Annotated in this window: 29 protein-coding genes; 21 read left to right on the top strand and 8 right to left on the bottom strand. The window is 41.9% G+C overall.

Features of this window, described 5'->3' with window-relative positions:
• The first annotated feature begins 7 nt into the window (after positions 1 to 7).
• From rsmG to NSQ76_RS20100, 4 genes are all read left to right on the top strand, one after another.
• Complete coding sequence (rsmG, locus tag NSQ76_RS20115) at positions 8 to 727, top strand: 16S rRNA (guanine(527)-N(7))-methyltransferase RsmG (RefSeq protein ID WP_251232306.1); 720 nt, start codon at positions 8 to 10, stop codon at positions 725 to 727.
• Positions 728 to 832: 105 nt separating this feature from the next.
• A complete protein-coding gene (gene noc, locus NSQ76_RS20110) occupies positions 833 to 1,708 on the top strand; it encodes a nucleoid occlusion protein (protein WP_024424067.1) in 876 nt (291 codons plus the stop codon).
• Between the two features lie 456 nt (positions 1,709 to 2,164).
• Positions 2,165 to 2,926, top strand: coding sequence for a sporulation initiation inhibitor protein Soj (gene soj / locus NSQ76_RS20105; protein WP_008360890.1), 762 nt, complete (start codon positions 2,165 to 2,167; stop codon positions 2,924 to 2,926).
• Positions 2,919 to 3,773 (top strand): ParB/RepB/Spo0J family partition protein, encoded by an 855-nt coding sequence (locus NSQ76_RS20100; protein ID WP_024424064.1) that lies wholly within the window; start codon positions 2,919 to 2,921, stop codon positions 3,771 to 3,773. The genes soj and NSQ76_RS20100 overlap by 8 nt, the downstream gene beginning before the upstream one ends.
• Before the next feature lie 25 nt (positions 3,774 to 3,798).
• Here the strand turns inward: NSQ76_RS20100 and yyaC are convergent, their stop codons facing one another.
• The gene (gene yyaC / locus NSQ76_RS20095; protein ID WP_024424063.1) at positions 3,799 to 4,425 is read right to left on the bottom strand and encodes a spore protease YyaC; all 627 of its coding nucleotides are present in this window, start codon (positions 4,423 to 4,425) and stop codon (positions 3,799 to 3,801) included.
• Positions 4,426 to 4,497: 72 nt separating this feature from the next.
• On the opposite strand from yyaC, the gene NSQ76_RS20090 reads away from it, so the two are divergent.
• Entirely contained in the window at positions 4,498 to 5,553 is a 1,056-nt protein-coding gene (locus NSQ76_RS20090) for a YkvI family membrane protein (RefSeq protein ID WP_080652961.1), read from the top strand.
• 25 nt (positions 5,554 to 5,578) lie between these two features.
• On the opposite strand, the gene NSQ76_RS20085 is transcribed toward NSQ76_RS20090, so the two are convergent.
• Entirely contained in the window at positions 5,579 to 5,989 is a 411-nt protein-coding gene (locus NSQ76_RS20085) for a hypothetical protein (protein WP_024424061.1), read from the bottom strand.
• A 15-nt stretch (positions 5,990 to 6,004) separates the two neighbouring features.
• Complete coding sequence (locus tag NSQ76_RS20080; RefSeq protein ID WP_341055736.1) at positions 6,005 to 7,324, bottom strand: hydrolase; 1,320 nt, start codon at positions 7,322 to 7,324, stop codon at positions 6,005 to 6,007.
• A gap of 295 nt (positions 7,325 to 7,619) precedes the next feature.
• Between NSQ76_RS20080 and NSQ76_RS20075 the strand changes: the two genes are divergently transcribed.
• The 10 genes from NSQ76_RS20075 to wrbA all read left to right on the top strand — a co-directional run bounded on the left by NSQ76_RS20075 (position 7,620) and on the right by wrbA (position 15,532).
• Positions 7,620 to 7,826 (top strand): DUF951 domain-containing protein, encoded by a 207-nt coding sequence (locus NSQ76_RS20075; RefSeq protein ID WP_008347561.1) that lies wholly within the window; start codon positions 7,620 to 7,622, stop codon positions 7,824 to 7,826.
• Between the two features lie 216 nt (positions 7,827 to 8,042).
• Positions 8,043 to 9,143 (top strand): redox-regulated ATPase YchF, encoded by a 1,101-nt coding sequence (ychF, locus tag NSQ76_RS20070; protein WP_024424059.1) that lies wholly within the window; start codon positions 8,043 to 8,045, stop codon positions 9,141 to 9,143.
• A 108-nt stretch (positions 9,144 to 9,251) separates the two neighbouring features.
• Positions 9,252 to 9,539 (top strand): 30S ribosomal protein S6, encoded by a 288-nt coding sequence (rpsF, locus tag NSQ76_RS20065; protein WP_024424058.1) that lies wholly within the window; start codon positions 9,252 to 9,254, stop codon positions 9,537 to 9,539.
• Between the two features lie 36 nt (positions 9,540 to 9,575).
• Positions 9,576 to 10,118 carry a single-stranded DNA-binding protein SsbA gene (ssbA, locus tag NSQ76_RS20060; protein WP_007497456.1) on the top strand — a complete coding sequence of 181 codons (543 nt, stop codon included), beginning with the start codon at positions 9,576 to 9,578 and terminating at the stop codon, positions 10,116 to 10,118.
• A gap of 41 nt (positions 10,119 to 10,159) precedes the next feature.
• Positions 10,160 to 10,399 carry a 30S ribosomal protein S18 gene (gene rpsR, locus NSQ76_RS20055; protein WP_008359105.1) on the top strand — a complete coding sequence of 80 codons (240 nt, stop codon included), beginning with the start codon at positions 10,160 to 10,162 and terminating at the stop codon, positions 10,397 to 10,399.
• 202 nt (positions 10,400 to 10,601) lie between these two features.
• Positions 10,602 to 11,567, top strand: coding sequence for an ABC transporter ATP-binding protein (locus tag NSQ76_RS20050; RefSeq protein ID WP_135033153.1), 966 nt, complete (start codon positions 10,602 to 10,604; stop codon positions 11,565 to 11,567).
• Positions 11,560 to 13,077, top strand: a complete 1,518-nt coding sequence (gene opuFB, locus NSQ76_RS20045; RefSeq protein WP_197202608.1) for an osmoprotectant update ABC transporter permease/substrate-binding subunit OpuFB — start codon at positions 11,560 to 11,562, stop codon at positions 13,075 to 13,077. Before NSQ76_RS20050 ends, opuFB begins: the two co-directional genes overlap by 8 nt.
• A 191-nt stretch (positions 13,078 to 13,268) precedes the next feature.
• A complete protein-coding gene (locus tag NSQ76_RS20040; RefSeq protein ID WP_341055731.1) occupies positions 13,269 to 14,240 on the top strand; it encodes a ring-cleaving dioxygenase in 972 nt (323 codons plus the stop codon).
• Complete coding sequence (locus NSQ76_RS20035; protein ID WP_034622294.1) at positions 14,237 to 14,845, top strand: alpha/beta hydrolase; 609 nt, start codon at positions 14,237 to 14,239, stop codon at positions 14,843 to 14,845. The genes NSQ76_RS20040 and NSQ76_RS20035 overlap by 4 nt, the downstream gene beginning before the upstream one ends.
• Before the next feature lie 72 nt (positions 14,846 to 14,917).
• Complete coding sequence (gene wrbA / locus NSQ76_RS20030) at positions 14,918 to 15,532, top strand: NAD(P)H:quinone oxidoreductase (RefSeq protein ID WP_034283654.1); 615 nt, start codon at positions 14,918 to 14,920, stop codon at positions 15,530 to 15,532.
• 49 nt (positions 15,533 to 15,581) lie between these two features.
• Here the strand turns inward: wrbA and katX are convergent, their stop codons facing one another.
• Entirely contained in the window at positions 15,582 to 17,171 is a 1,590-nt protein-coding gene (gene katX / locus NSQ76_RS20025; protein WP_024424052.1) for a catalase KatX, read from the bottom strand.
• Between the two features lie 105 nt (positions 17,172 to 17,276).
• Here katX and NSQ76_RS20020 point away from each other — a divergent pair, with 105 nt between their 5' ends.
• From NSQ76_RS20020 to NSQ76_RS20010, 3 genes are all read left to right on the top strand, one after another.
• A complete protein-coding gene (locus NSQ76_RS20020) occupies positions 17,277 to 17,936 on the top strand; it encodes a hypothetical protein (RefSeq protein WP_135033149.1) in 660 nt (219 codons plus the stop codon).
• Between the two features lie 149 nt (positions 17,937 to 18,085).
• Positions 18,086 to 18,580, top strand: a complete 495-nt coding sequence (locus NSQ76_RS20015) for an RNA polymerase sigma factor (protein WP_024424050.1) — start codon at positions 18,086 to 18,088, stop codon at positions 18,578 to 18,580.
• Positions 18,581 to 19,435: a DUF3298 and DUF4163 domain-containing protein gene (locus NSQ76_RS20010; protein ID WP_285710993.1), complete on the top strand. Its 855-nt coding sequence runs from the start codon at positions 18,581 to 18,583 to the stop codon at positions 19,433 to 19,435. It begins immediately after the preceding gene.
• A gap of 55 nt (positions 19,436 to 19,490) precedes the next feature.
• Here NSQ76_RS20010 and NSQ76_RS20005 read toward each other — a convergent pair whose 3' ends face one another.
• A complete protein-coding gene (locus NSQ76_RS20005; RefSeq protein ID WP_024424048.1) occupies positions 19,491 to 20,417 on the bottom strand; it encodes a manganese-dependent inorganic pyrophosphatase in 927 nt (308 codons plus the stop codon).
• A 303-nt stretch (positions 20,418 to 20,720) separates the two neighbouring features.
• Between NSQ76_RS20005 and NSQ76_RS20000 the strand changes: the two genes are divergently transcribed.
• Genes NSQ76_RS20000 through rplI form a run of 3 tightly spaced genes read left to right on the top strand, consistent with a single transcriptional unit; the run spans position 20,721 to position 24,115 of the window.
• Entirely contained in the window at positions 20,721 to 21,659 is a 939-nt protein-coding gene (locus tag NSQ76_RS20000) for a YybS family protein (protein ID WP_167753098.1), read from the top strand.
• 30 nt (positions 21,660 to 21,689) lie between these two features.
• Positions 21,690 to 23,669: a DHH family phosphoesterase gene (locus tag NSQ76_RS19995; RefSeq protein ID WP_024427639.1), complete on the top strand. Its 1,980-nt coding sequence runs from the start codon at positions 21,690 to 21,692 to the stop codon at positions 23,667 to 23,669.
• Positions 23,666 to 24,115 carry a 50S ribosomal protein L9 gene (gene rplI, locus NSQ76_RS19990; protein WP_008359128.1) on the top strand — a complete coding sequence of 150 codons (450 nt, stop codon included), beginning with the start codon at positions 23,666 to 23,668 and terminating at the stop codon, positions 24,113 to 24,115. Before NSQ76_RS19995 ends, rplI begins: the two co-directional genes overlap by 4 nt.
• Before the next feature lie 39 nt (positions 24,116 to 24,154).
• Here the strand turns inward: rplI and NSQ76_RS19985 are convergent, their stop codons facing one another.
• The 3 genes from NSQ76_RS19985 to NSQ76_RS19975 all read right to left on the bottom strand — a co-directional run bounded on the left by NSQ76_RS19985 (position 24,155) and on the right by NSQ76_RS19975 (position 26,345).
• Positions 24,155 to 25,369 (bottom strand): CynX/NimT family MFS transporter, encoded by a 1,215-nt coding sequence (locus NSQ76_RS19985; RefSeq protein ID WP_135033145.1) that lies wholly within the window; start codon positions 25,367 to 25,369, stop codon positions 24,155 to 24,157.
• A 22-nt stretch (positions 25,370 to 25,391) separates the two neighbouring features.
• Positions 25,392 to 25,538: a YycC family protein gene (locus NSQ76_RS19980; protein ID WP_064498621.1), complete on the bottom strand. Its 147-nt coding sequence runs from the start codon at positions 25,536 to 25,538 to the stop codon at positions 25,392 to 25,394.
• A gap of 72 nt (positions 25,539 to 25,610) precedes the next feature.
• A complete protein-coding gene (locus NSQ76_RS19975; protein WP_341055721.1) occupies positions 25,611 to 26,345 on the bottom strand; it encodes an alpha/beta hydrolase in 735 nt (244 codons plus the stop codon).
• Positions 26,346 to 26,429: the final 84 nt, after the last annotated feature.

Below are 26,429 nucleotides of genomic sequence, written 5' to 3'. Positions count from 1 at the left end.
TGTCGGCATGAACATTGAACAATTTACAGCAGCACTAGAGGAGAAAGGGATCACTCTTTCTCCTGTGCAGCTTGAACAATTTGAAACCTACTTCCGCATGCTTGTAGAATGGAACGAGAAAATGAATTTAACGTCCATTACTGAAAAGGAAGAAGTGTATTTAAAGCATTTTTATGATTCAATATCAGCAGCATTTTTTATTGATTTTCACAAATTGACGACGATTTGTGATATTGGAGCTGGTGCTGGTTTTCCAAGCATTCCTCTTAAAATTTGTTTCCCTCATCTACATGTGACCATTGTTGATTCTCTTCAGAAACGAATTACGTTTCTCAATGAGTTAGCAAAAGGATTAAACTTACAAGATACTACTTTTTATCATGATCGTGCGGAAACGTTTGGACAACGTAAGGAAAAGCGTGAAAGCTATGATCTTGTCACTGCTAGAGCAGTTGCACGTTTATCCGTCTTGAGCGAACTATGTCTGCCTCTAGTGAAAAAAGAAGGATTGTTTGTTGCCTTAAAAGCATCTGCCGCTGATGAAGAAATGCAAGCAGGGAAAAAAGCTGTCACAGTTCTCGGAGGAGAGGTTGTTGAAAAGCATTCCTTTGTTCTTCCTTTAGAAGAAAGCGAACGGAACATCATTGTCATTGAAAAGAAAAAGCAAACACCAAAAAAATATCCTAGAAAACCAGGAACACCTAATAAATCACCAATAGAAGGTTGATCATGTAAAAGGTCGTTTTTTCTTCAATATTTATGATTTTACAGAAGGAAAAAACATGAGAAAATAGAATTATAAAAAGGTAGTTTTTAAAGGTGGTGTAGGTTCATGAAGCATTCACTCTCACGCTTCTTCGGGCTTGGAGACAAAGAACATCCTGAGCGTGAAACCGAAATAGAGGCAGAGATTGCTGAGCATGATACATTAAAGGAAGAGATACAGGAGCTCCCGGTCGACACAATTATGCCAAACCGTTTTCAGCCACGCACCATTTTTTCAGAAGAAAAGATACAAGAGCTGGCCACGACGATTCATACCCATGGCATTATCCAACCGATTGTTGTTAGACCAACAGAAGAAGAAGGAAAATATGAACTGATCGCCGGCGAAAGACGTTGGAGGGCGGTACAGACTCTTCAATGGGAGAAAATCCCCGCTATTATAAAAGATTTTACTGATACGGAAACGGCATCTGTGGCATTGATTGAAAATTTGCAAAGAGAAGAGCTGTCTTCTATTGAAGAGGCTCATGCTTATGCACGTCTTTTAGAGCTTCATGATTTAACACAAGAGGCGCTTGCTCAGCGTTTAGGCAAGGGACAATCAACTGTTGCAAACAAATTAAGACTTTTAAAGTTGCCTGAAGAGGTACAACAAGCCATTTTAGAGAAAAAAATCTCTGAAAGGCATGCACGTTCACTTGTGCCCCTAAAGCTTCCAGAATTACAAATCGCGCTATTGCAGGAAATCATCGAAAAGCAGTTGAATGTGAAACAGACTGAAGAGCGTGTAGTGAAGATGCTTGAACAAAAAACGGATCGCAAACCGAAGCCAAAACGTAAGGCGTTTAGTCGTGATACACGAATTGCGATGAATACCATTCGTCAGTCTCTCCACATGGTAGAAGACAGCGGACTTAAAATAAATACCGAGGAAGAAGAGTTTGAGGAATATATCCAATTAACGATTCGAATTCCTAAATAGAAAAAAGCTGATGAGCGCCTCTCGTCAGCTTTTTTTGTAAATCTTTTTATTATCATTTTGTTATCATTTGTTATTTACTGTTTGCTTTTGCAAATGAAATGATAAAAACATGATGAAACAAAGCGTTATATCTAAAGAAGTGACTGTACAACATTCGCACCAAGAGGGAACGATCCCCTTGATGATTGCTGAAGCTGATCCGAAGAACTATGACTTGTGGACAAACAATAACCCAGTCTTGTGAGCAAATGCCGTACAATTGAATTTAGGCATCCAAAAAGATATATCAATATACTTTTTCGGTGCGTTTTCATTCGTCCTTTTATGTACGAAAAGGCACATTCACCGACGAATTTATAATAGGGAAACAAAAAAAGCAAACGTTTCATACTTTTTTTGATAGAATAGAAAGTATGAATGAATGAGAAACTTGTTAAGTTGAAAGTGGGTGACATCGTGGGGAAAATCATAGCGATTACCAACCAGAAGGGCGGCGTCGGGAAGACGACAACTTCTGTTAATTTGGGTGCGTGTTTAGCATACATAGGCAAACGAGTGTTGTTAGTTGATATTGATCCGCAGGGCAATGCCACGAGTGGTATTGGGATTGAGAAAGCCGACGTAGAAAAGTGTGTGTACGATATTTTAGTTGATGATGCAGATGTTCTTGATGTGATTAAGACGACAGAGGTCGAAAATCTTGATGTCATTCCTGCGACAATACAGCTTGCAGGGGCTGAAATAGAGCTTGTGCCTACAATCTCACGTGAAGTGAGGCTGAAGAGAGCACTTGAATCTGTTAAGCAGAATTATGATTATATGATTATTGACTGCCCGCCATCACTTGGACTGCTGACGATTAATGCGTTAACTGCATCCGATTCCGTTTTAATACCAGTTCAGTGCGAATATTATGCGCTTGAAGGATTGAGCCAATTGTTAAACACAGTTCGTCTCGTGCAGAAACATTTAAATACCGATCTTGCCATTGAAGGTGTCTTGCTGACAATGCTTGATGCCCGAACAAACCTTGGGATTCAGGTAATCGAAGAAGTGAAGAAGTACTTTAGAGATAAAGTCTATCAAACCGTCATTCCGAGAAATGTGAGGCTGAGTGAAGCGCCTAGTCATGGAAAGCCGATTATCTTGTATGATCCACGTTCAAGAGGTGCAGATGTCTATTTAGACTTAGCAAAGGAAGTGGATGCGAATGGCTAAAGGTCTTGGAAAGGGTATTAATGCACTATTTAACAATGTAGACTCAAATGAAGAAACGGTTGAAGAAATCAAATTAAAGGATTTGCGCCCGAATCCGTATCAACCAAGGAAAACGTTTGATGATGATGCATTGTCTGATCTGAAAGAATCGATTCAGCAGCACGGGGTTTTACAGCCGATCATTGTTCGTAAATCGATTAAAGGATATGACATAGTAGCAGGAGAACGCCGTTTCCGCGCAGCACAACAAGCTGGTCTGACAACAATTCCTGCAATCGTTCGAGAGTTTTCAGAAACACTGATGAGAGAAATTGCCCTCTTAGAAAATCTACAGCGTGAGGATCTATCTCCACTAGAGGAAGCGGAAGCATATGCTTCCTTGCTGGATCATCTAAGTGTGACGCAAGAGGAATTAGCGAAGCGATTAGGGAAAAGCAGACCGCATATTGCGAACCATCTCCGTCTGTTGACTTTACCGGATGACATCCAAAAGCTGATTGCAAATGGAACGTTATCAATGGGACATGGCCGCACATTGCTCAGCTTAAAGAACAAAAAGAAGCTGGCACCTTTGGTAAAGAAAATCGTGGATGAGGGGTTAAACGTACGACAGGTTGAAAAACTTGTTCAGCAGTTAAACGAAAATGTTCCACGTGAAACAAAGAAAAAAGAAGCACCAAAGGATCGAGTGTTGAAAGAAAGAGAGTCTTTCTTACAAAACTACTTTGGTACTTCCGTGACGATCAAGAAACAGAAGAAAAAAGGGAAAATTGAGATTGAATTCCTCTCGAATGAAGATTTAGAAAGAATCCTTGAATTGCTTTCTACGAGGGAATCATCAGAGTGACCATCTTGATATGAGATGGTCTTTTTTATATTCTTCCAGTGATATTTTGAATAGGGGTGAAGAGAGACCGGCTTTTTTCTCTCGTCCAATCCATTTGGTCAATGTGAGATAGACTTTCAGAAAGTGTATTGGCCATAGACATGACAAGATGAAGACGTGTGTTTTGGAGGACGAAGTATTCCATGAAACCACTCACATTGACGATCCCATTAATATGAATATCTCCTACCTCTGGCAGCTCCTTTTGGACACCAGCTCCAGGCTTTAACGGACCATCACCAATTTGGAAGGAACCGACACTTTTCACTCTTCCTAAACAGGCATCAACCGCTACAATAAACGGGTGTTTATGAGCTTGTTCAATTTCAGCGAGTTTTTCTTTTAAATTGACCGCATGCACTGGGTCAGAGAGTGTTCCATATACATGAAGCTTTTTCAAATCCAGACCTGAAAGCTTTGTACCAACAAGTGGACCTAGAGAGTCGCCAGTTGAGCGGTCTGTTCCAATACAGACGATGGCAACGGGTCTTTTTCCTGCTTTCTGAAGATGCGAGAATAAAATACTTTTAAGCTGTTGAATGGCGTTTGTATCCGTATGGGACACGTATTCTTTTACCCTATTTCTAAAAAAAAGACCGTTCTTGCTATTCATAGGTCTCACTTCCTTGTCATAGTAGTTAGTAACAGTATACGGAAACAAGCTTAATTCTATACCTATGAGGTGATGATTGTGTGGAAGGCTGGTTCAAGGTGGACGCTTTTAATTTTAGGAAGCTTAATAGGAGCGGGATATGCTTCCGGCCAGGAAATTTGGCAGTTTTTTGGCATTGATAGCGGACTAGCCATTCTACTGTTTACATTGATGTTTATGCTCTCTACCTATGTGGTGTTAAAAATCAGTTATGAGGTGCGTGCCGATCACTTTGTTCCAGTGCTGGAACGGCTTGTCGGTCCATGGCTGGCTAAGGTGTATGACGTTTTAATTGTCCTATATTTATTCACGACAACGACGGTCATGATTGCCGGCGGCGGGGTGACTCTTGAGATGTATCATGTGCCTTTTTGGATTGGCATCGGCGCGTTTTGTTTGTTTTCATTTATGATTTTTTTCTGGGATGTGAAAGGGCTTTTATCTGTGAATGCTTTCATTATACCAATTTTGGTGGCGGGGCTCATCTATGCGTTTGTTTTTTATTATATGAATCATGATCATATGTGGCGTATTGATTTTGGGCAGCAGTACAATTGGCCTGCCAGCATTGTCTTTGCTTCTTTGAATATATTATCTGTCGTGGCAGTGCTGTCTTCGGTTGGGAAAGAAATGAAGGGGCTTGGGGAAGCCAAGGTGGCGAGTATATTAAGCGGTCTTATTTTTGGTGTCATCTCGTATGTGTATAACGAAATACTGGTTGATATTTCTGGAAGCCTTTCATCAGAGGGAATTCCTTTGTTTACAGTATTAGAAGGGGCGCCGACTTCTTTATTTGTGTTTATGACCGTTGTCCTTTGTCTAGCAATTTATACGACGACGGCAGCAGGTTTATTTGGATTATCAAGCCGGATGCTTTCTTTTGTACGAATGCCTCGCTGGCTGGTTGTATTGGTGATGCTTCTTTTGATGGCTCCTTTAACATCTCTTGGATTTGCTGATTTGATTGCTTTCTTGTATCCAATTTATAGTTTGTTGAATCTTTATTTGCTCGTCTGTTTAATGCTGTATCCGATTTTAAGTAAAAAGATATTTTCTCGTCCTAAAAATTATATTGATAAAACAAAATAAGCACCTCTCTTTTTTAGAGCTGTGCTTATTTGATCTGAATTGAATCAATAGCTTCTTTGATATCATCATAGACAGGCATTTGCTTGAGACGCTGGAGGCGATCCTCTAATTCTGAAATGGCCTGTCCCTTTAAATGCTGGGAAATGTGTTGTTTGACAATGGTCGTCTGGTTTATCATGTCTTCTGTTTTAGCCAATTGATACTCCAAGTGCACGCGAGTATTTGCTAATTCGTCGTGCAGCCGCATTTTGAGCAGCCGTTTTAGATCCTTTCGCTGTCCTTCTCTGCGCATGGCCTGAATGGCGGCCATTTCTTCTGGAGACTGTGTTTGTGTGTGTGGTGCCGATTGATTTTCGAATACAGACATGGAGCGGCGGGCACTCACATTTTGCAAGAAACGCTGGGCGTCACTAGGAGGCTTATTTTGATTGATCATGCGATGACTCCTTTCTTAATGAATACCCATTTGCATTGCAAGGCGTCTATCTGCCTTGGCGTAGTCATCACCCATTGTGTACATATGTCTTGAAAGAGCAGAAAGCTCTTGTTCGTAATCCCTCAGGGTGTACAAGGCATTCAGCTGTTTTTCGTGTGAATAAAAGGAGGAATGCGACTGTTCCATCCTCACTTCGTCTACCAGTGCTTCCACATCACTATGACTTAATAAATCATAGTGGCCAAAGCCTACGAGTCCTTTAAGCTCTTGTTTTACATGATGGACGGCGTCTTTTACACTTTCATCAATTCCATCGATTTTTTCAAATACAGTGTGCACTTCATGTTCAATAATGCTTTGCAGATCATAGGATGAATTTTTTAGTAAATGGGATTTTATGATAATTTCAAGTCCGCTTTGTGCATATGCACGTCCAGAATGAATTTCTTGCAGCAGCATGGCTGTAAAACTTGTATTATGATCAAGCTGTTCATCTAAAATACGGGCAGACCCATTTGGATGGAACGAATATCCATTTGCTTTGAATTCACCTGAAACGAGAGCTAAAAAAGCATTTGTATCAAAGGATTCGTTCCATTCTATATTCATAGATGCAAAAGCTGATTTTAAAAAGGTGTCAATTTCCCTTTTTTTGTATTTAACGGATTCTTGGACTGAGTCTTGCTGCCGTGGAGGTACGGTGTACTTGACTTGCCCAACTCCTTGATCATGACGATTGAGTAAACCGACGTAATGACTAGGCTGAATATATTCAGTCAACATGCGTTTATATTGACCTTGCTGCGCCTTTTGCTGAATCGAAGGCGATAGGCTGCTCCATATATTTGGGCTGTCAAAGGTAACGGCTTTTTTGACTGCTGGCTGTTCTGTTGCAATATAAGCACAAACAGCACCGGCAAGTGCTTGTCCAGTGAGGTGGATACCTGCATTCGGATGCTTCTGACAGACTTTCTCTATGTATTCCTTCCCTTTAAAAAAGACATGGTCTTGATTGCCGTCAAGGGACTTTCTTTCAATTGGATAGGCATAGTCTGTTTTGAGCAAAGACTGTGCCGCGTTGTGTACATCTTGCTTAGATGTCACCCTCATTTGATGTGGCAGCGGACAGTGAAAAGCGACGATGAATTCATCTGATTGTTCCGGCTGCATCGTTAAACCATATAATTTTTGGTCGATTTTTAGAAAATCGTGGACAGTGAGTGTTTGCTGACCAATTTCTATCGTATGGTGCTGCTGGTAATTGTCGATATTTCCAGCATGATCGGATATGATTTTATATTCTTTATCAGTTAATCTATCCTTTCGATTGACCATCGTACCTGCTCCCTCACATAACATTTATGCAGATATCATAAATCAAAAAATATGGAAAAACCACCGCGTTCTACCAATAAAAACCTTTTGACCTACAGTGTTTGTGACAATATTGAAAAAAAACGGAGTTTAAGTAACTATTGGTCACAAATAAAATGATCTAAAAGAAGGGTTTTTTCTCTAAAAAAGAATAGGATGAACGATTGAAAGAGACTCTTTGTTTTGTGCATTGCCCTTCATCGCCGTTTTTTTGTACAATAGATTCAATGAAGTGAGCAAGGAGAGGTGAAGGCTGATGGCAGACAAAGCGTTTGGGTTACATGATGTTGTAGAAATGAAAAAGCCCCATCCATGTGGTGCCAATCGGTGGAAGGTCATTCGTTTGGGCATGGATATCCGTATTAAATGTGAAGGCTGCGGACACAGCGTGATGATCCCAAGAAGAGATTTTGAACGAAAAATGAAGAAAATTCTCGTCAAGCATGAGGAGCCAACTGCTTAAGTAGGCCTCATGCTTTTTTTATTAAATTTGTCTTTTCTACAGCAAAGCCAGGTGCATTATCTCGTTTTGAAGCATTGATTTATTCTTTTTAACGATGTTTCTTCTATTGAAAATGCATGATGGTTAGCTTGTCTTTTCATGTAAACCTACTTATAATTGCTCTAGGTTCATATTACGCAGTATAACGAGCACGTTTGATATAGAGGAGATGAAAGAATGGCTTTAACAGCTGGTATTGTTGGCTTACCTAACGTCGGGAAGTCAACGCTATTTAATGCAATTACACAGGCTGGAGCGGAGTCTGCTAACTATCCGTTTTGTACCATTGATCCAAACGTCGGAATTGTAGAAGTTCCTGACGAGCGTTTACAAAAGCTAACAGAATTGGTGCAGCCGAAAAAGACAGTTCCCACTGCTTTCGAATTCACTGATATTGCGGGTATTGTCAAAGGTGCATCTAAAGGTGAAGGTTTAGGGAATAAATTCCTTTCTCATATTCGACAAGTAGATGCGATTTGTCACGTGGTCAGAGCTTTTGCAGATGATAACATTACACACGTAGCTGGTAAGGTTGATCCTGTGGCAGATATTGAAACGATTAATCTCGAATTGATTTTGGCTGATTTAGAAACAGTTGAAAAACGTTTAGCTCGTGTGAGTAAGCTTGCAAAACAAAAGGACAAGGAAGCAGTAGCTGAATTTGAGATTTTGTCGAAGCTAATGAACGCATTTGAAGCTGGGAAATCGGCAAGATCTGTAGAATTTACTGATGAGCAGCAAAAGCTTGTGAAACAGCTTCATTTACTCACATCTAAACCAGTCCTTTATGTAGCAAATGTGAGTGAGGATGAAGTAGCGGATCATGAGGGCAACGAATATGTGCAGCAAATCCGTGAGTTTGCTTCTGGTGAAAACGCTGAAGTTATCGTCGTTTGTGCGAAGATCGAGTCTGAAATTGCAGAGCTTGAAGGAGAAGAGAAGCAAATGTTCCTTGAAGAGCTTGGTATTAATGAGTCAGGGCTTGATCAGCTAATTAGAGCATCTTACTCTCTTCTAGGATTAGCTACGTATTTCACAGCAGGTGAGCAAGAGGTACGCGCTTGGACATTTAAAAAAGGAATGAAAGCGCCAGAATGTGCTGGAATCATTCACACAGACTTCGAGCGTGGATTTATTCGTGCTGAAACGGTTGCGTATGAGGATTTACTAGCTGGCGGAAGCATGTCTGCTGCTAAAGAAGCAGGAAAAGTTCGTCTAGAAGGTAAAGAATATGTAGTGAAAGATGGAGACGTCATTCATTTCCGTTTTAATGTATAGGTTCTTGTCATAGGCCAAGTAATTTGTTATAATATACAATTGTGAGTAATATAATTTATTGCTCCTTGCCCGTTTAGGGCCGCTTAGACCAAAAGGAGGTGCAATCAGATGAGAAAGTACGAAGTTATGTACATCATCCGCCCAACAGTTGACGATGAGGCTAAAAAAGCAGTTATCGAGCGTTTCAATAACGTGTTAACTTCTAACGGTGCGGAGATCACTGGAACAAAGGATTGGGGTAAACGTCGTCTTGCATACGAAATCAACGATTTCCGTGACGGTTTCTACCAAATCGTAAACGTTCAATCTGACGCTGCAGCAGTTCAAGAATTTGACCGCTTAGCTAAGATCAGTGACGATATCATTCGCCACATTGTTGTTAAAGAAGAAGTATAAATCATTGAAATATATATTTAAAGGTGGTCTTTCAATATGCTAAACCGTGTTGTATTGGTCGGAAGACTAACAAAAGACCCTGAGCTTCGCTACACGCCTAATGGTGCGGCTGTAGCCACGTTTACTCTAGCTGTGAATCGTACGTTTACGAATCAATCTGGAGAGCGTGAAGCCGATTTCATTAACTGTGTTACTTGGAGAAGACAAGCCGAGAACGTGGCTAATTTCTTGAAAAAAGGAAGTCTTGCCGGTGTAGACGGTCGTTTGCAGACAAGAAACTATGAAAATCAGCAAGGACAGCGTGTCTTCGTGACAGAGGTTCAAGCTGAAAGTGTTCAATTTCTTGAGCCTAAGAGCGGCGGTGCTGGTTCAGGTGGATACAGCGGCGGTGGCAATAGCGGAGGCCAGTATTATGGCGGTAGCCAAAACGATCAGAATCCATTTGGAAATGAACCAAGTCAAAATCCATATGGCAATCAAAACAACCAAAATCGTAATCAGGGAAATAGCTTTAATGATGACCCATTTGCGAACGATGGTAAACCGATTGACATCTCCGATGATGATTTGCCATTCTAATTGATCTGAAAAAAATGACTAAAGGAAAGGTGTGAAAACAAATGGCAGGTGGACGCAGAGGCGGTCGTGCGAAACGTCGTAAAGTATGTTTCTTTACTTCTAACGGTATCACGCACATCGATTACAAAGATGTTGATCTTCTTAGAAAGTTTGTTTCTGAGCGTGGTAAAATTTTACCTCGTCGTGTAACAGGAACTAGCGCTAAGTATCAACGTAAATTGACTTTAGCGATCAAAAGATCACGTCAAATGGCATTACTTCCATACGTTACTGGTGAGTAAGTCGTTGACTTAAAAGCGGAGAGCCCCGAGCTCTTCGCTTTTTTTATTTTCCCCACTGTGAATCTCATCTATTTTTGCTAGAGTTGTTTTTGACACTCAACCGAAGGGAAGTATGTAAAAGTGACAGTTTATTCTATACAAATATGTGGTTGATCTGTCATATTGATAGTCTAGAAAATAATTGCAGTCAGGGCGTGGGAAGATGATTGAATTTAAAAAGGTATCGATGCAATTTTCTGATGAGCGCTATGCCGTTCAATCCGTTGATTTGGAGATTCAGAAAGGTGAGTTTTTTGTATTGATTGGACCTAGTGGCAGCGGGAAAACGACGACATTGAAAATGATCAATCGCCTCATTTCTTCTACAGAAGGTGAGATTTACATAAAGGGTCAAAAAATAAGTGATTATGATATGTATGAGCTGCGCTGGGATATCGGTTATGTTTTGCAGCAAATTGCGCTTTTTCCTCATATGACCATAGAAGAAAATATTGCTGTGGTGCCAGAGCTTAAACAATGGAGCCGGAATGAGACCAATCAGCGTGTCGATGAACTCATGTTGATGGTCGGGCTTGATCCTGCTATGTATCGGCATCGAAAGCCAGCAGAGCTCTCTGGTGGACAGCAGCAGCGTGTCGGTGTGGCACGTGCACTTGCAGCTGATCCTGAGATCGTCCTGATGGATGAACCTTTTAGTGCGTTAGATCCACTAACGAGGGAGAAATTGCAGGATGATCTGCTTGATTTGCAGCGCCGTATACAAAAAACCATTGTTTTTGTGACGCATGATATGCAGGAAGCTATGAAGCTGGGTGATCGGATTTGTGTGATGAATGAAGGAAAAGCAGTGCAGATCGGACGTCCTGAGGAGTTGGTTCAACATCCAGCCAATGCCTTTGTACAGGAGTTTGTTTCAGGGGCTGCCCGTCATGTGGGACATCAAGCTTTTGAGCTGGAAACCTTGGCACAACCGATAGCCCACGAAGCTCTTTTACCCTATGAGGCGGTCTCAGCAGATGCCCCATTGGATGAAGTCTTGTCTCAATTGGCAAAGCACGAGGAATTGGCTGTTGAAAAGAATGGAGAGCGGATTGGACTAGTGAATCGTCAAGCAGTGATTCAGTATTTAGCTGATTCTCCTAAAGAGAGGGGCGAGTCACATGAATGATTGGACCCGTGTGTTATGGGAACGCAAAGAACAATTGGGACACGCCTTACTTGAGCATATTCAAATTTCTTTTATTGCTTTATTTTTAGCGATTTTGATTGCTATTCCATTAGGTATCTATTTAACGAGGGTTCCAAAGCTAGCGGAGTGGATCATCGGGGTGACGGCCGTCTTACAAACGATTCCGTCGCTCGCACTTCTTGGCTTGTTGATTCCTCTTGTGGGGATTGGGCAAGTACCTGCGATTATTGCGCTTGTGGTCTATGCCCTACTCCCTATTTTAAGAAATACATATACAGGCATTCAGGAGGTTGATCCTTCTCTGAGAGAAGCGGCGCTTGCTATGGGGATGAATCATCGCAAACGGTTATTAAAGGTGGAGCTTCCTCTTGCCATGCCAGTCATCATGGCGGGTATCCGAACCGGGATGGTACTCATTGTGGGGACCGCCACTCTGGCAGCACTGATCGGGGCTGGGGGATTAGGAAGCTTAATCTTGCTGGGAATTGATCGAAATGATATGTCTCTCATTGTCATTGGTGCGATACCAGCTGCCTTACTGGCTCTACTATTTGATGTGGTGCTGCGTACCTTTGAGAAAATTTCCTTTAAAAAGACTGTGATCTCTGTGACTGTTTTTGCTCTGATTGCAGGAGCAGTTGTCGCTGCCCCCTCGCTGTTTCAGCAAGAAAAGAAAGAAATCACTATTGGCGGGAAGTTAGGATCAGAGCCTGAGATTTTGATCTCGATGTATAAGCTTTTAATTGAACAGGATACAGATATTCAAGTGAACCTGAAGCCCGGTCTTGGTAAGACGTCCTTTGTTTTCCAGGCTTTACGCTCTGGTGATATCGATATTTATCCTGAGTTTACGGGTACAGCGATTTCTGAATTCCTCAAAGAAACAGCAAAAAGCACAGATAAAAGAAAAGTGTATGAGCAAGCGCGGCGTGGATTGGAATCGTCCTTTCAGCTTCGTCTTCTTGAGCCCATGGCATACAACAATACGTATGCTTTAGCCGTGCCGCAGTCACTGGCTGATCAATATGAAGTGTCCAACATTTCAGATCTAGGTAAGATCAAAAACCGCATAAAAGCTGGATTCACCTTAGAGTTTTCTGATCGTCAGGATGGGTATCGAGGCATTCAAAAAGCCTATCAATTTTCCTTTGACGATGTTGTGACGATGGAGCCGAAGCTACGGTATCGTGCGATTCAAAAAGGAGATATCAATTTAGTCGATGCGTATTCGACAGACAGTGAATTGAGACAATACAAATTAAAGGTGCTTCATGATGATCAGCATGTTTTCCCGCCATATCAAGGAGCACCGCTGCTCAGGCAGGAGACATTAACTGAATTCCCTGAGATTGAGACCTCTCTCAATAAGCTTGCGGGTCAAATCACAGACGATGAGATGAGAGAAATGAATTATGAAGTCAATGTGAAGGGGAAGGATGCATTTCAGGTAGCGAAGGCCTATTTAAAAAAGAAAAAATTGTTGAAATAATCAAGGGAAAGCAGGGCTGTTTCATGCAAAACAGCTCTGCTTTTTTAAAAGAAAAACAAAAATCATTGACATTTACTTAAAAACATCATATCCTTAATTCGAGATAAATATATTTTTTTGATCTAATATCTCGAATTCGAGATAATATAAAGACGTCAGTAAAGACATAATGAATAGAGGCTTATTACTTCATGATTAGGAGGTCATTAGAAGTGAAAAAAACAGAAGGAATTCACCATATTACAGCTATTGTCGGTCATCCTCAGGAGAACGTTGATTTTTATGCAGGTGTTTTAGGACTTCGTCTCGTGAAGAAGACCGTGAATTTTGATGATCCGGGCACATACCATTTATATTTTGGAAATGAAGGCGGCTCTCCAGGGACCATTATTACGTTTTTCCCTTGGCCGGGGGCACAAAAAGGTCAAATTGGTGCAGGGCAAGTGGGCGTGACGACATATGTCGTACCGACAGGCGCTTTTTCTTTCTGGAAGGATCGTCTTGAGCAGTTTAATGTCTCTTATGAAATGGTTGAACGTTTTGGGGAAGCTTTTCTCTCATTTGAAGATCCACACGGCTTATTGATTGAGCTAGTAGAGCGTGCGGAAGGAAAGCAAAACGGGTGGACATTTAACGGTGTCACACCAGATGTAGCGATTAAAGGATTTGGCGGAGCTGTTTTATTAACTTCGCAGCCGGAGCAAACAATGCAGCTGCTAGAGCAAACGATGGGACTTGAACGAGTCGGAGAAGAAGGAGACTATGTGAGATTCCGTTCGTTTGGTGAAATAGGCAATGTCATTGATGTGAACATCACACCTGTTCCACGAGGACGTATGGGTGTTGGAGTTGTGCACCATATTGCATGGAGAGCAACAGATGATCAGGATCAATTAGATTGGCAAAGACATATTGCACAAAGCGGGTATCAAGTGACACCTGTGCAAGATCGAAATTATTTTAATGCTATTTACTTTAGAGAGCTTGGCGGCATATTATTTGAGATTGCTACTGATCCCCCAGGGTTTGCACACGACGAATCAGTGGAAACAATGGGTGAAGCATTGAAACTGCCACCGCAATATGAGGCACAGCGCAGTCAGATTGAACAAATTGTACTGCCAATTGAAGTGAGAGAAGTTAAAGGGAAAGGAGATTCATGATGAAGCATCTTTTTCGAAAAGGAAAGAATGAACAAAGACCTGTCCTGTTATTACTGCATGGAACTGGCGGGACGGAAGAAGATTTATTGCCGCTTGCACAGATAGTAGACCCTGATGCATCTGTTCTTAGTGTGAGAGGGAATGTATTAGAAAACGGCATGCCGCGTTTTTTCAGACGTTTGGCAGAGGGTGTATTTGATGAGCAGGATTTGATTGAGCGTACAGAGGAACTATATACATTTATCGGCGAAGCAGCTGATGAATATGGGTTTGATCGTCACAATGTGGTGGCTATCGGATATTCCAATGGGGCAAACATTGCTGGAAGCTTGTTATTCCATTATGGGGATGCTTTAAAAGGAGCTATCCTGCATCATCCAATGGTTCCAAGACGCGGGGTTTCGTTGCCTTCATTAGCGGGGAAACAAGTCTTTATAGCAGCTGGTGAAAATGACCCAATGTGCCGTCCAGAGGAATCACAGGAGCTGGAGCAATTGCTCCAGGGTGCAGGCGCATCGGTTACACTTCATTGGGAAAATCGAGGACATCAGCTAACGAGAGAAGAAGTCGATGCTGCGGCTTTATGGTATCGTCGTCAATTTTAAATAAGGTGGGGAATACAGGTGGGATTTTTACAGAAGCTTTTTGGGCAAAACAAACAAAAGGAGCTGGAACAAATGGAAAACGTAAAATTAGCGATTATTTATTATAGTTCAACAGGTACAAACTATCAGATGGCGAAATGGGCTGAAGCTGGAGCAAAAGAAGCTGGTGCAGAGGTCAAAGTATTAAAGGTTGCTGAATTGGCACCAGAAGCAGTTGTCGCTTCAAACCCAGCATGGAAAGCACATTTAGACGAAACAAAGGATGTGCCAGAGGTTCAATTAAGTGATTTAGAGTGGGCAGATGCCATCATCTTTAGCATGCCGACACGTTTCGGTAACCTGCCAGCCCAAATGAAGCAGTTCTTAGATACAACAGGCGGCTTATGGTTCCAAGGTAAATTGGCAAACAAAGCAGTCAGCGCGATGACTTCAGCTCAAAACGCAAATGGCGGACAGGAGCAGACGGTTCTCAGCCTATATACGACGATGTTCCACTGGGGAGCCATTATTGCCGCTCCTGGATACACAGATGATTCCTTATACGGTGCAGGGGGCAACCCTTATGGCGTAAGTGTTACTGTTGACCAAAATGGAAAAATCCAAGAGGATGCAGAAGCAGCTGTGAAACATCAGGCAAAACGTACAGTCAATGTGGCAGAATGGATCAAAAAAGGTCAAAACGCTTAATAGATGTATACAAAAAGAATGCAGCCTCGCCGCTGCATTCTTTTTTTCATTAATAAGGATCTGATGGTGTGCTGTTGTTGATGGCTTCGTCCACGGCTTGAGCAGCGCCTGTAGAGCCGATAGGTCCGCTTGGCTGCTCTTGTTTAAAGGCTTTTAAGCCGTCAGCGACACGTTTTCCGTAATCAGGGTCTGCTTTTGTAAAGTTTTCAATCATTTGGTCTTGAATGTCCTTTTGACATGTCGCAAGAGTATTGACTAAGTTCTTAATCAGTTCCTCACGCTCCCAATCATTAAAACGGCGATACGTTTCTCCCGCTTGTCCAAAGTTGTTTGGGCGGTCAATGGCTTCTCGTTTGACTTCACCTTCTACAAAAGGCGTATGATCCTTTCCATCCTGTTTGGCTTCTTTTAATCCTCCGAGGATCGACGGCTCATAATTCACATGAGGGTTTTGGCCTTTGCCTTGATCGACATGGTATTCCATTTGCCCGTCTCGCTGATTGGTGGCGACATGCTTTTTCGGTGCATTGATCGGCAGCTGTAAATAGTTTGGCCCTACACGATATCGCTGCGTGTCAGAGTAGGAGAAGGTACGGCCTTGAAGCAATTTATCATCTGAGAAATCTAAACCGTCTACGAGTACGCCAGTCCCAAAGGCAACCTGCTCGACTTCTGCGAAATAGTTTTCTGGATTTTTGTTTAATACCATCCGTCCGATTGGTTTCCATGGATAGTCATCCTTGTACCAAAGCTTTGTCGGGTCTAGCGGGTCAAAGTCGAGGTGAGGGTGGGCATCATCTTCCATGATCTGTGCATATACCTCCCATTCAGGATAATCTCCTTGCTCAATCGCTTCATATAAATCCTGTGTGGCATGGTTAAAATTTTCCCCCTGGATCGCTTGCGCCTGTTCTTGGGTCAGGTTGCGAATGCCTTGTTTCGGTTCAAAATGATATTTAACCAGCACCGCTTTTCCTTCATGGTTGACCCATTTGTACGCATGGACACCTGAGCCTTGCATGTGCCGGTATGTAGCTGGGATGCCCCATGGTGAAAAGAGAAATGTCACCATATGCGTGGCCTCAGGTGATTGTGAGACAAAATCAAAAATACGCTCGCCGTCCTGACGATTGGTGACAGGATCAGGCTTAAAGGCATGAACCAAATCAGGGAACTTTAAAGCATCTCGAATAAAGAAAATTTTCAGGTTGTTCCCTACGAGATCCCAGTTGCCTTCCTCTGTATAAAATTTAATCGCAAACCCTCTCGGATCACGTAATGTTTCTGGCGAATGACCGCCGTGAATCACAGAAGAAAAACGAACGAAAACAGGCGTCTTTTTCCCTTTTTCCTGAAACAATTTTGCCCTCGTATAGGTGGAGATGGGCTCATCACCGAATGTGCCGTAGGCTTCAAAGTAACCGTGAGCTCCGGCACCGCGTGCGTGTACAACACGTTCAGGGATGCGTTCACGATCAAAATGACTGATTTTTTCTAGGAAATCGTAGTTTTCAAGCGTAGTGGGTCCTCTATTCCCAACAGTTCTCATATTTTGATTATCTGTTACGGGATGACCTTGCCGATTCGTTAAGGTTTCTTCTGACTCTGAAGATGATTTAGGCTGTTGATCTTCTTTCAATTAGAATCCCTCCTTTAATATCTCCCTAACAATATGGTCATGTTGCTCCCTATTTCATACAAGGATTGATATAATGATTGAAAACTTTCACGAGGAGCGAGCCTGATGATTCGGTTACACTGCCTTCACGCCCATCCATCCAATCAGTCATATATAGAAGATGCGTTTGGTGATACAGATGTTGATTTGCATCACACGGTCGATTCATCATTTATAGAACGCGCAACACAAGATCCTGCATTTGATCAACACAAGCAGCAAACGTATGCTATCAACAGATTAAAACAGGAAATTGAAGCCGATCTCATTCTTCTCACGTGTACACAATACATTGCCGCTTTGGGTGATCAGCAGCACCTCTTTAAACAACCGATTGTTCCAATCGATGAACCGTTATTTGAGCTGATTTGTGAGAAACAAAGGCCTATTCAACTGGTGTTTTCCAACCCAGATACAGTGGAAGGGACGATGCATCGGCTTGAATCATATGCCACAGAGCGGGGCAAACAGCTTGAAGTAGAAATGGTTGTGATGGAGGATGTCTTTCATCTCTGCCTAAACGGTGATATGCAAGCCTATGATGAACAAATCAAGGAGCAGCTGAGAAAATGTATGAAGCAAAAAGGGAGAGACATTTGTGTGATGCAGCTTTCGATGGTTCGTGCGGCAAAGCAGGTGGAGCGGGAGACAGGCGTTCCTATTATTCATCCGCTTTCTCCACTAAAACAGTTTGTCCATCAAACACTATCCGCTTGGAAAGAGTGAACCCATCTGGTTCGCTCTTTTTGTATAGGAACGTAAATGCGATGACATGTTAAAAAAATAACCGAGCGCAAACTATTTTCAAAAGGCGCGCGTCTATCCAATGTAAGAAATAACAGATGCGCATTTAAGATAAAGGAGCTCTTTGTAAAATGAAGAAACGAAAAATAGATGATCAATTTGCGGATTACGTCATGGAGCATAAACACAGTTTTTATCGGTTGTCCTATAGTTATGTCAAAAACCCAGAAGATGCTATGGATGTTGTTCAGGAGGCCATTCATAAAGCACTCAAATCTGTTCACCGATTAGAGGATGCGAGCAAGATGCATAGCTGGTTTTATAAGATCGTGGTGAACACTGCCCTAGACTTTTTACGAAAGAAGAAGCGGGTGCAGGTGACAGATGATGATACGCTTGAATTCTTATCACAGGGAGAATCAGATGTATACGAGGATCAAGACGTCAAACGGGCTATAGAGGATTTGCCTGAGATGTATCGAGTCATCATTATTTTGAGATTCTTTGAAGATTTAAAATTAGAGGACATCGCCCAGATTCTCGATGAAAATGAAAACACCATTAAAACAAGATTATATAAGGCGCTGCGGCTTTTAAAAGTAGAATTATCACAGGAGGAAATTTAAATGGATAAGTATTTGGAACATTTAAAAGAAGAATATTTAGAAATCCCTATTCCACCGGAATATGATGCGATGGTTGAACGAACGTTAAAAAGAAAAAATAAAAAACCTCATTTTCAGCAATGGACCATCGGACTTGTTGCGGCTGCTGCTCTTTTTGTTACAACGGTTAATGTCAGTCCACAGGCAGCAAGAGCGATTTCAGAGGTGCCTGTCATTGGCGAGCTGGTGAAAGTCGTAACGTTTACAGAATTTAAAAAGAGCGATCAAGGAACGAATATTGATCTTAAAACACCACACGTTTCAGGACTTGGGGACGGAACATTACAAGACAGCCTGAATCAAAAATATTTAGCTGAAAACAAAAAGCTGTATCAAGATTTTGAAAAGGAAACAAAGGGTTATAAAAATGGTCATTTAAGTGTTGAGAGCGGTTATGAAGTGAGAACGAACAATGATCAAATCCTTTCACTAGGCCGATACAAGGTGACGACTCAGGCTTCTGCGGCAGAGGAAATGACATATGATACGGTTGATAAGAAAAACCATGTCCTCATTACATTACCAAGCCTGTTTAAAGATAATCGTTATATTGATGTGATTAGTGAAAATATTAAAGAACAAATGAAGAAACAGATGAAAGAGGATTCAGACAAAATATACTGGATTGGCAAGGAAGAAACAGATCCATTTAAGAAAATTAAGCCGGATCAAAACTTCTATATCAATTCAAAAGGAAAGCTTGTGATTTCCTTTAATGAATATGATGTGGCTCCTGGTTACATGGGTGTTGTTGAATTTACGATCCCAACAAGTGTGCTAAAGGATGTTCTCGTTAGTGATATGTATATTCATTAAAAAGAATATAGACAAAAAAGACTGCTGAATGATTCAGCAGTCTTGTCGTGTTTTATTAAGAAAGTGCGTCTGTCAGTGCAGGTACGACTTGTTTCTTTCTTGATACAACACCTTTTAGTAAAGCTGTGTTGTTTTCAAGTGTAACGTTAAATGCTTTTTCTACTTTTGCTGCTTCTGCACCGAGTGCAAGAGCAAGGGAGTCATTTTCTAAAATATCTGTGATGACTAGAACAAATAGGTCAAGACCTTTTGCTGCAATGACTTCATTGATTTTCGCTTCAATGTCAGCCTGTCTTGCTGTCACTTCAGCGATATCTACTGTATTGACTTGTGCAATTTCCACCTTGCTTTTGCCTAGTGCGAATTCTTTTGCATCAAGTGTAATTAATTCTTGAACCGTTTTTTGGCTTAGATCAGCGCCTGCTTTCAGCATGTCTAGGCCGTAAACTTCTGGATCTACCCCTGCAATTTTTGCAAGCTCATGTGCAGCATCAATATCTTGCTGTGTGCATGTTGGGGATTTGAATAGTAAGGAATCAGAAATGATCGCAGATAAAAGCAAACCAGCGATTTCTTTTTCAATCGTCACTTGGTTTTCTTTATACATTTTGTTTAAGATCGTTGCTGTACAGCCTACAGGCTCTGCACGATAGTAAAGAGGTTCACTTGTTTCAAAGTTGGCAATACGGTGGTGGTCAATGACCTCAGTTACTTGTACTTGATCAATATCGCTTACACTTTGTTGGAATTCGTTATGATCGACAAGAATGACTTGCTTTGTTTCGTTTGCAGCCGTTTCAATGAAACGAGGTGCTTCTTGTTTAAAGAAATCTAATGCGTATTGTGTTTCTCCATTAATTTCTCCAAGTCTGACGGCTTCTGCCTGAACGCCGATTTTGTTTTTCAGATCAGCGTAAGCAATAGCAGAGCAAATCGTGTCTGTGTCAGGATTTTTGTGTCCGAATACGAGTGTTTTTCCCATGTGAATTCTCCTTCTTACATTTATTGATGATGTTTCTATTCTAACAGCTTTTGACCTTGAATTCAGGGTTTATAGCTAAGAATAATCTAAAAAATTGTAACATGCTGTTTGAAAACTTGCATGTGCCATTCCATATCGGTGTTCCACGTGAAACGCTCCCAGGACAGCCTGTATTTTACTTGAGATTTGCCGCTATGGTAAAATAAAGGTTGGGGCAAGACATGATGGAGCTGACATCATACGTATACATAGAAGTACACATTGAGCAAGATATAAACAAAAGGATTGGATAGAGGTGAAGGTGTGAAACAAACAAAAGCGTTAGTAGAGGGCGCAATCATGATCAGTATTTTTGCGGTCATGATGCTGTTTTATTTATATGTGCCGCTATTATCCATTATTTTCTTTCTAGCTGCTCCGATTCCGATCATCCTCTATACAATCAGGCACGGCTTGAAAAAAGGAATTGCTGCTGGCGCTATTGGGATAGTGATCAGCTTTTTAATTGGGTCTATGGCTGGGCTCATGAGTGCACCTATCTTAATTGCCGTCGGATTAGGCATGGGTGTTTTCTACAGCAGAAGGCAGCCTGGGAATGCCATCATTACAGGTGCGCTGATTTATTTGTTCAGTATTCTCATCTCCTTTGTTATCAGTGTTCAGCTCTTTCAAATCGATATCATGAATATTGCGAAAGAGTCGATTGAGCAAATGATGCCGATGGTAGAGAGTGTTTTAAAGCAATCCGGGGCTTCTGAAAAGGACATAGCCAAACAGCTCAAACAGTTTAAAGAGATGCAGGATACGGCATTAAGTGCTTTACCTGTAGCGTTATTGATTTTGGTCACCCTGATGGCTTTCGTGAATCACTGGTTCGTGCAGCCTCTGCTCAAACGGTTTGTCAAAGACATGCCGTCCTTGAAGAAATTTAAGGATATGCGGCTGCCAAAAAGCATGGTATGGTATTATTTACTCACATTGCTTTTGATGCTGATTCAGACGGAAAAAGGCAGCTTTTTATGGCTCGTTCAAACGAGTGCGTTTCAAATTTTATTTATACTGGTGCTTATTCAGGGATTTTCTTTTCTCTTCTATTATTGCCACGAAAAAAACATCTCAAAAGCGGTACCCATTTTCGCTGTTGTGTTAACGGTTTTCTTTCCGCCGATCGGTGTGATTGTGCGAATTATAGGGATTGCTGACATAGGCTTTGATTTAAGAGAAAAAGTAAAAAACAAATAATTCACTCTGAATGTTGAGGAGTTGATATCAGTGCCAAGCTTCTATAGAAAACCTGTCATCAAGTATCCGATCTTCGCGTTAATTGTTCTTGCGGTGGTCACAGTCCTCCTCAACCTTTATTTCAATTGGATCATAGGAGCGGTTGGTCTTTTCGTCCTTGCAGGTGTGCTCTACTTCTTAAAGTGGGCAGATACGCAAGTGCAGAAAGAGATTGATTCATATATTTCAACATTATCCTATCGAGTCAAAAAGGTTGGAGAAGAAGCATTAATGGAGATGCCTATTGGTATTATGCTGTTTAATGACCAGTATTATATCGAATGGACCAATCCGTTTCTCGCTTCATGCTTTCATGAAAGCACACTTGTCGGCAGATCCTTGTACGATACATTCGAGTCCATTGTGCCTCTTATTAAACAAGAGGTCGAGACCGAAAATGTGACGCTGAATGACCGGAAATTCAAAGTCATTATTAAACGGTCAGAGCGCCTTTTATATTTCTTTGATGTCACGGAACAGGTACAGATTGAACGACAGTACGAAAATGAACGAACGGTGTTATCTTATATCTTTTTAGACAACTACGACGATGTCACGCAGGGACTTGATGATCAAGTGCGCAGCGCGATTAATAGTGAAGTGACGTCTCTGCTTAACAATTGGGCACAAGAATATGGTATTTTCCTGAAGAGAATTTCGTCTGAACGATTTATGGCGGTTCTAAATGAGAGTATTTTAGCTGAGCTTGAAGCGTCGAAATTCTCCATTTTAGACGAGGTCCGTGAGAAAACAGGGGCACATAGTGCGACGCTCACTCTGAGTATCGGGATCGGTGCGTCCGTTCCTTCTTTGAAAGAGCTTGGAGCACTTGCGCAGTCGAGTCTTGACCTTGCCCTCGGACGAGGCGGGGATCAGGTCGCCATTAAACAGCCGAATGGAAAAGTGAAATTCTACGGTGGAAAAACGAATCCAATGGAGAAACGGACACGCGTACGCGCACGGGTCATTTCTCATGCTTTAAAAGAAATTGTATCTGAAAGCGGTAATGTCATGATCATGGGGCATAAGTTCCCAGACATGGACTCGATCGGTGCATCCATTGGGATTTTAAAGGTTGCCCAGGCCAATGGAAAAGAAGGTTATATTGTCATTGATGCCAACCAGATTGGCGACAGTGTTCAACGATTAATTAGTGAAATTAAGAATTATGAAGAGCTTTGGTCACGTTTTATCACACCAGAGGAAGCAATGGAGCTTGCAAAGGATGACACATTGCTTGTGGTCGTGGATACACATAAACCGTCTCTCGTCATGGAGGAACGACTGCTGAATAAGATTGAAAACGTCGTGGTCATTGACCATCATAGACGCGGGGAGGAATTTATCCGTGATCCTTTACTTGTTTATATGGAGCCGTATGCTTCATCTACAGCAGAGCTTGTGACAGAGCTTTTAGAGTATCAGCCGAAGAAATTGCGGATTAACATGATTGAGGCGACTGCGCTGCTGGCTGGGATCATTGTTGATACGAAGAGTTTCTCTCTGAGAACGGGGTCAAGAACGTTCGATGCAGCATCCTATCTTCGTGCAAAGGGAGCAGATCCTGTCCTTGTGCAAAAGTTCTTAAAAGAAACAGTCGATCATTACATCAAACGAGCAAAACTCATTCAGCATACAGAGCTGTATCAAAATCAGGTGGCCATTGCTTCATTGCCATCTGACAGGTCGGAGTATTATGATCAAATTACGATTGCCCAGACAGCGGATTCCCTGTTGTCAATGAGTGAGGTAGAAGCGTCATTTGCTGTCGCTAGACGAGATGACGACACAGTATGTATTAGTGCTAGATCATTAGGGGATATCAACGTTCAAATTATTATGGAAGCATTAGACGGCGGCGGCCATTTGACTAACGCTGCTACCCAGATTTATGGTATAACCATTGAAGAAGCGGTAGGGAAGTTAAAGGCTGCCATAGACGAATATTTCGAAGGAGGGGTTCAAAGATGAAAGTCATCTTTCTAAAAGACGTAAAAGGCAAAGGGAAAAAAGGCGAAGTCAAGAATGTAGCTGACGGATACGCTCACAACTTTCTCATCAAACAAGGGTTAGCTGTTGAAGCAACTCCAACGAACCTAAGCGCATTGGAAGGGCAGAAAAACAAAGAGAAAAAGAATGCCATCCAAGAGCTTGAACAAGCAAAACAATTAAAAGAAACACTTGAGGCGTTAACAGTGGAACTCACTGCAAAATCAGGTGAAGGCGGCCGTTTGTTTGGCTCAATTACAAGCAAACAAATCGCTGATAAATTGCAAAAAGATCATCAAATTAAACTCGATAAGCGCAAAATCGAGCTGAATGACGCCATCCGTGCGTTAGGTTATACAAATGTACCGGTAAAGCTTCATCCAGAGGTACAAGCAACGTTAAAGGTACATGTGACAGAGCAGGCATAAGCAGAAAAGAACCCGTCTCACGAGGAGGCGGGTTCTTTTTTATGAAGGATCTGAAATATAGACGCTGCGTCCGGCACGCATACCGGATAAAAACATGAAAAATAGGATGACAATAAAGATGATAATCGCGGGTGTCCATGTATGTGTGGAATCAAAAAGGATTCCAATCATGAACGGCCCAACAGCAGCTAATAAATAACCGAGAGACTGCGCCATTCCAGAGAGGGCAGCTGCTTGTTCCATATTGGTTGTTCGTAATCCGATGAATGTGAGGGCAAGACTGATACTGGCCCCTTGTCCAATGCCGATCAATAGAACAGAGATGACAAGAATAGGCGTTGATCCTCCGAGAAGAAGTCCAATCATGCCAAGTAAATACACAAGGACAAGGCCGGCGACAAGCGGTCTTTGCGTTTTTAATTTTTCTGCAAAAACGGGCGTTAAGAAGGTGGATGGCAGCCCAACAAACTGCATAATGGACAGCATCCAGCCAGCTGTCGACAGGTTCATTCCATGTGATGTTAAGATATCAGGAAACCATGCGATGCTGCTATAGAAAAGGAATGACTGCAACCCCATAAAAAAGGTCACCTGCCATGCAACACGTGAACGCCATATCGGCTGCTCTGTGAGCGAGATGCTTTTGACGGCCGCTGTATTCTGATGAAGAAGCTGCGGCACCCAAACCATCATGGCGAGAAGGGCAAGTCCAGCCCATACAAGGAATGATGTATTCCAGCCGCCAGGCATCGTATGACTGAGCGGAACACTGACACCTGATGCAAGTGCAGCAAAGATGGACATTGAAGTCGTATAAACACTTGTCATCAAACCTGCATGTGCAGGAAATTTATGCTTCACAAGTCCCGGTAAGAGCACATTACAAATCGCAATTCCAACGCCGACCAGCGCCGTGCCAATCATTAAGAAGGTGATGGTGCCAAATGAGCGAATCACAATCCCAAAGAGAAGGACAGCAAGTCCAAGCCAGAGGGTTCGTTCATTGCCAAGTCGTTTTCCGATTTTAGGTGCAATTGGAGAAAGCAATGCGAATGAAAGCAGTGGTAATGTCGTGAGAAAACCCGCCAGTCCATTTGAAAGCTGTAAATCGGAGCGAATCGCGCCGATCACAGGGCCAACGGATGTAATGGCAGGCCGAAGATTAAATGCAATAAGCAGAATTCCAGCAATCAGCAGGATGGTTTGTCCAGTACTGCGAGGATGTAATGTTGATTTTTCTAGTTGTTGTTCCATGAATGTAAACTCCTTTATTTCTTTAAGAAGAACGATCTTTCTTCTGTTCAAGCTCCGCTAATTTAGCTAATAAGATATGCTGCGGCATATGCATAATTTGTTCTAACGGTACATTGAGTGATGCAGCAAGCTTTTGTGCGGTATCGGCTGAGATTTGTAAAGGTCTCATGCGCAAATTCCTCCTCTTTCAATCTATACGTTCCAATATATCATATCGGCTTTGCGCTATGCTGATAAAAAATTAGCGTTCTCTTTGATAAAACCACTTTAGGGCCGATAAGAAATTTTTTTGAAATTGTTTCAGATGATGGCCCTCCCCTTGTTCGATGTGATATTGCAGCTGCCTTTCTTGCATCCCTTTTTGTAATAAAAGCTCATGCAGTTGTTTGTTGAATAAAGGCATGTGCTGTTGAGCAGATGTTTTTCCTTTCCCTTCTTCACTGCCTACAGACAAATAAATAAAGTGATCCACACACTGAATGCTTTGTTGTTTAGCAAACGGTAGAAAATCTTGATACCAAAATGACCCGGAGATCGATGCGATGTTTTTAAAAAGATCAGGGTGCATGAATAAAGTATAAATAGCAAACAGCCCGCCTAATGAAGCACCTACGTGGCTATGTTCATGACAGGTCTCTTGAACTGGATATTCTCTTTTGATATATGGGAGCAAGTCATTCGCTAAAAATGACACATACGTCTGTGCCTCGCCTTTAAAGTCAGGGAACCCAGATCGCAGTGATGACGCCTTCCATGGTGTATATTCGTCAAGTCGATTGAAGGGGTGTATGCCGACGATGATAATTGGTGAGATGGTTTTCGTTTCGATCATTCTTTCGATCTCTAGCAGGTGTGTTCTAAACAAAGAAGAGCCATCTTGTACAAAGACAGCTGGAACATCAATAGAGGTGTCCTGCGGAAGGTAAATATCAAGCTGACGCCCGTTAAGCTCGTCATATAGAAACGTTCCGTTCATGTGTATCCTCTCCTAACGGTTTTCAACTGCGTTGAAAAGAAGACAAAGGGCTAAACATTTTAGCCCTTTGTCAACCATCTGATC

The sequence above is a fragment of the Bacillus sp. FSL M8-0256 genome, assembly GCF_038005765.1.
Lineage (GTDB): Bacteria > Bacillota > Bacilli > Bacillales > Bacillaceae > Bacillus > Bacillus safensis.
Note: the sequence above shows the minus strand (reverse complement) of the source record. Positions and strands in the feature narration are given on the sequence as shown.

What these genes read in the sequence shown, in the direction of transcription:
- ychF (WP_024424059.1), top strand. Translation starts at nt 8,043, where the DNA reads ATGGCTTTAACAGCTGGTATTGTTGGCTTACCTAACGTCGGGAAGTCA.
- NSQ76_RS19975 (WP_341055721.1), bottom strand. Translation starts at nt 26,345, where the DNA reads ATGAACGGAACGTTTCTATATGACGAGCTTAACGGGCGTCAGCTTGAT.
- noc (WP_024424067.1), top strand. Translation starts at nt 833, where the DNA reads ATGAAGCATTCACTCTCACGCTTCTTCGGGCTTGGAGACAAAGAACAT.
- NSQ76_RS20050 (WP_135033153.1), top strand. Translation starts at nt 10,602, where the DNA reads ATGATTGAATTTAAAAAGGTATCGATGCAATTTTCTGATGAGCGCTAT.
- NSQ76_RS20090 (WP_080652961.1), top strand. Translation starts at nt 4,498, where the DNA reads ATGATTGTGTGGAAGGCTGGTTCAAGGTGGACGCTTTTAATTTTAGGA.
- NSQ76_RS20015 (WP_024424050.1), top strand. Translation starts at nt 18,086, where the DNA reads ATGAAGAAACGAAAAATAGATGATCAATTTGCGGATTACGTCATGGAG.
- rpsR (WP_008359105.1), top strand. Translation starts at nt 10,160, where the DNA reads ATGGCAGGTGGACGCAGAGGCGGTCGTGCGAAACGTCGTAAAGTATGT.
- yyaC (WP_024424063.1), bottom strand. Translation starts at nt 4,425, where the DNA reads ATGAATAGCAAGAACGGTCTTTTTTTTAGAAATAGGGTAAAAGAATAC.
- rpsF (WP_024424058.1), top strand. Translation starts at nt 9,252, where the DNA reads ATGAGAAAGTACGAAGTTATGTACATCATCCGCCCAACAGTTGACGAT.
- NSQ76_RS20005 (WP_024424048.1), bottom strand. Translation starts at nt 20,417, where the DNA reads ATGGGAAAAACACTCGTATTCGGACACAAAAATCCTGACACAGACACG.
- wrbA (WP_034283654.1), top strand. Translation starts at nt 14,918, where the DNA reads ATGGAAAACGTAAAATTAGCGATTATTTATTATAGTTCAACAGGTACA.
- NSQ76_RS19980 (WP_064498621.1), bottom strand. Translation starts at nt 25,538, where the DNA reads ATGAGACCTTTACAAATCTCAGCCGATACCGCACAAAAGCTTGCTGCA.
- NSQ76_RS19985 (WP_135033145.1), bottom strand. Translation starts at nt 25,369, where the DNA reads ATGGAACAACAACTAGAAAAATCAACATTACATCCTCGCAGTACTGGA.
- NSQ76_RS20100 (WP_024424064.1), top strand. Translation starts at nt 2,919, where the DNA reads ATGGCTAAAGGTCTTGGAAAGGGTATTAATGCACTATTTAACAATGTA.
- rsmG (WP_251232306.1), top strand. Translation starts at nt 8, where the DNA reads ATGAACATTGAACAATTTACAGCAGCACTAGAGGAGAAAGGGATCACT.
- rplI (WP_008359128.1), top strand. Translation starts at nt 23,666, where the DNA reads ATGAAAGTCATCTTTCTAAAAGACGTAAAAGGCAAAGGGAAAAAAGGC.
- ssbA (WP_007497456.1), top strand. Translation starts at nt 9,576, where the DNA reads ATGCTAAACCGTGTTGTATTGGTCGGAAGACTAACAAAAGACCCTGAG.
- NSQ76_RS20080 (WP_341055736.1), bottom strand. Translation starts at nt 7,324, where the DNA reads ATGGTCAATCGAAAGGATAGATTAACTGATAAAGAATATAAAATCATA.
- NSQ76_RS20075 (WP_008347561.1), top strand. Translation starts at nt 7,620, where the DNA reads ATGGCAGACAAAGCGTTTGGGTTACATGATGTTGTAGAAATGAAAAAG.
- NSQ76_RS20010 (WP_285710993.1), top strand. Translation starts at nt 18,581, where the DNA reads ATGGATAAGTATTTGGAACATTTAAAAGAAGAATATTTAGAAATCCCT.
- NSQ76_RS20035 (WP_034622294.1), top strand. Translation starts at nt 14,237, where the DNA reads ATGATGAAGCATCTTTTTCGAAAAGGAAAGAATGAACAAAGACCTGTC.
- NSQ76_RS20085 (WP_024424061.1), bottom strand. Translation starts at nt 5,989, where the DNA reads ATGATCAATCAAAATAAGCCTCCTAGTGACGCCCAGCGTTTCTTGCAA.
- opuFB (WP_197202608.1), top strand. Translation starts at nt 11,560, where the DNA reads ATGAATGATTGGACCCGTGTGTTATGGGAACGCAAAGAACAATTGGGA.
- NSQ76_RS20020 (WP_135033149.1), top strand. Translation starts at nt 17,277, where the DNA reads ATGATTCGGTTACACTGCCTTCACGCCCATCCATCCAATCAGTCATAT.
- NSQ76_RS20040 (WP_341055731.1), top strand. Translation starts at nt 13,269, where the DNA reads ATGATTAGGAGGTCATTAGAAGTGAAAAAAACAGAAGGAATTCACCAT.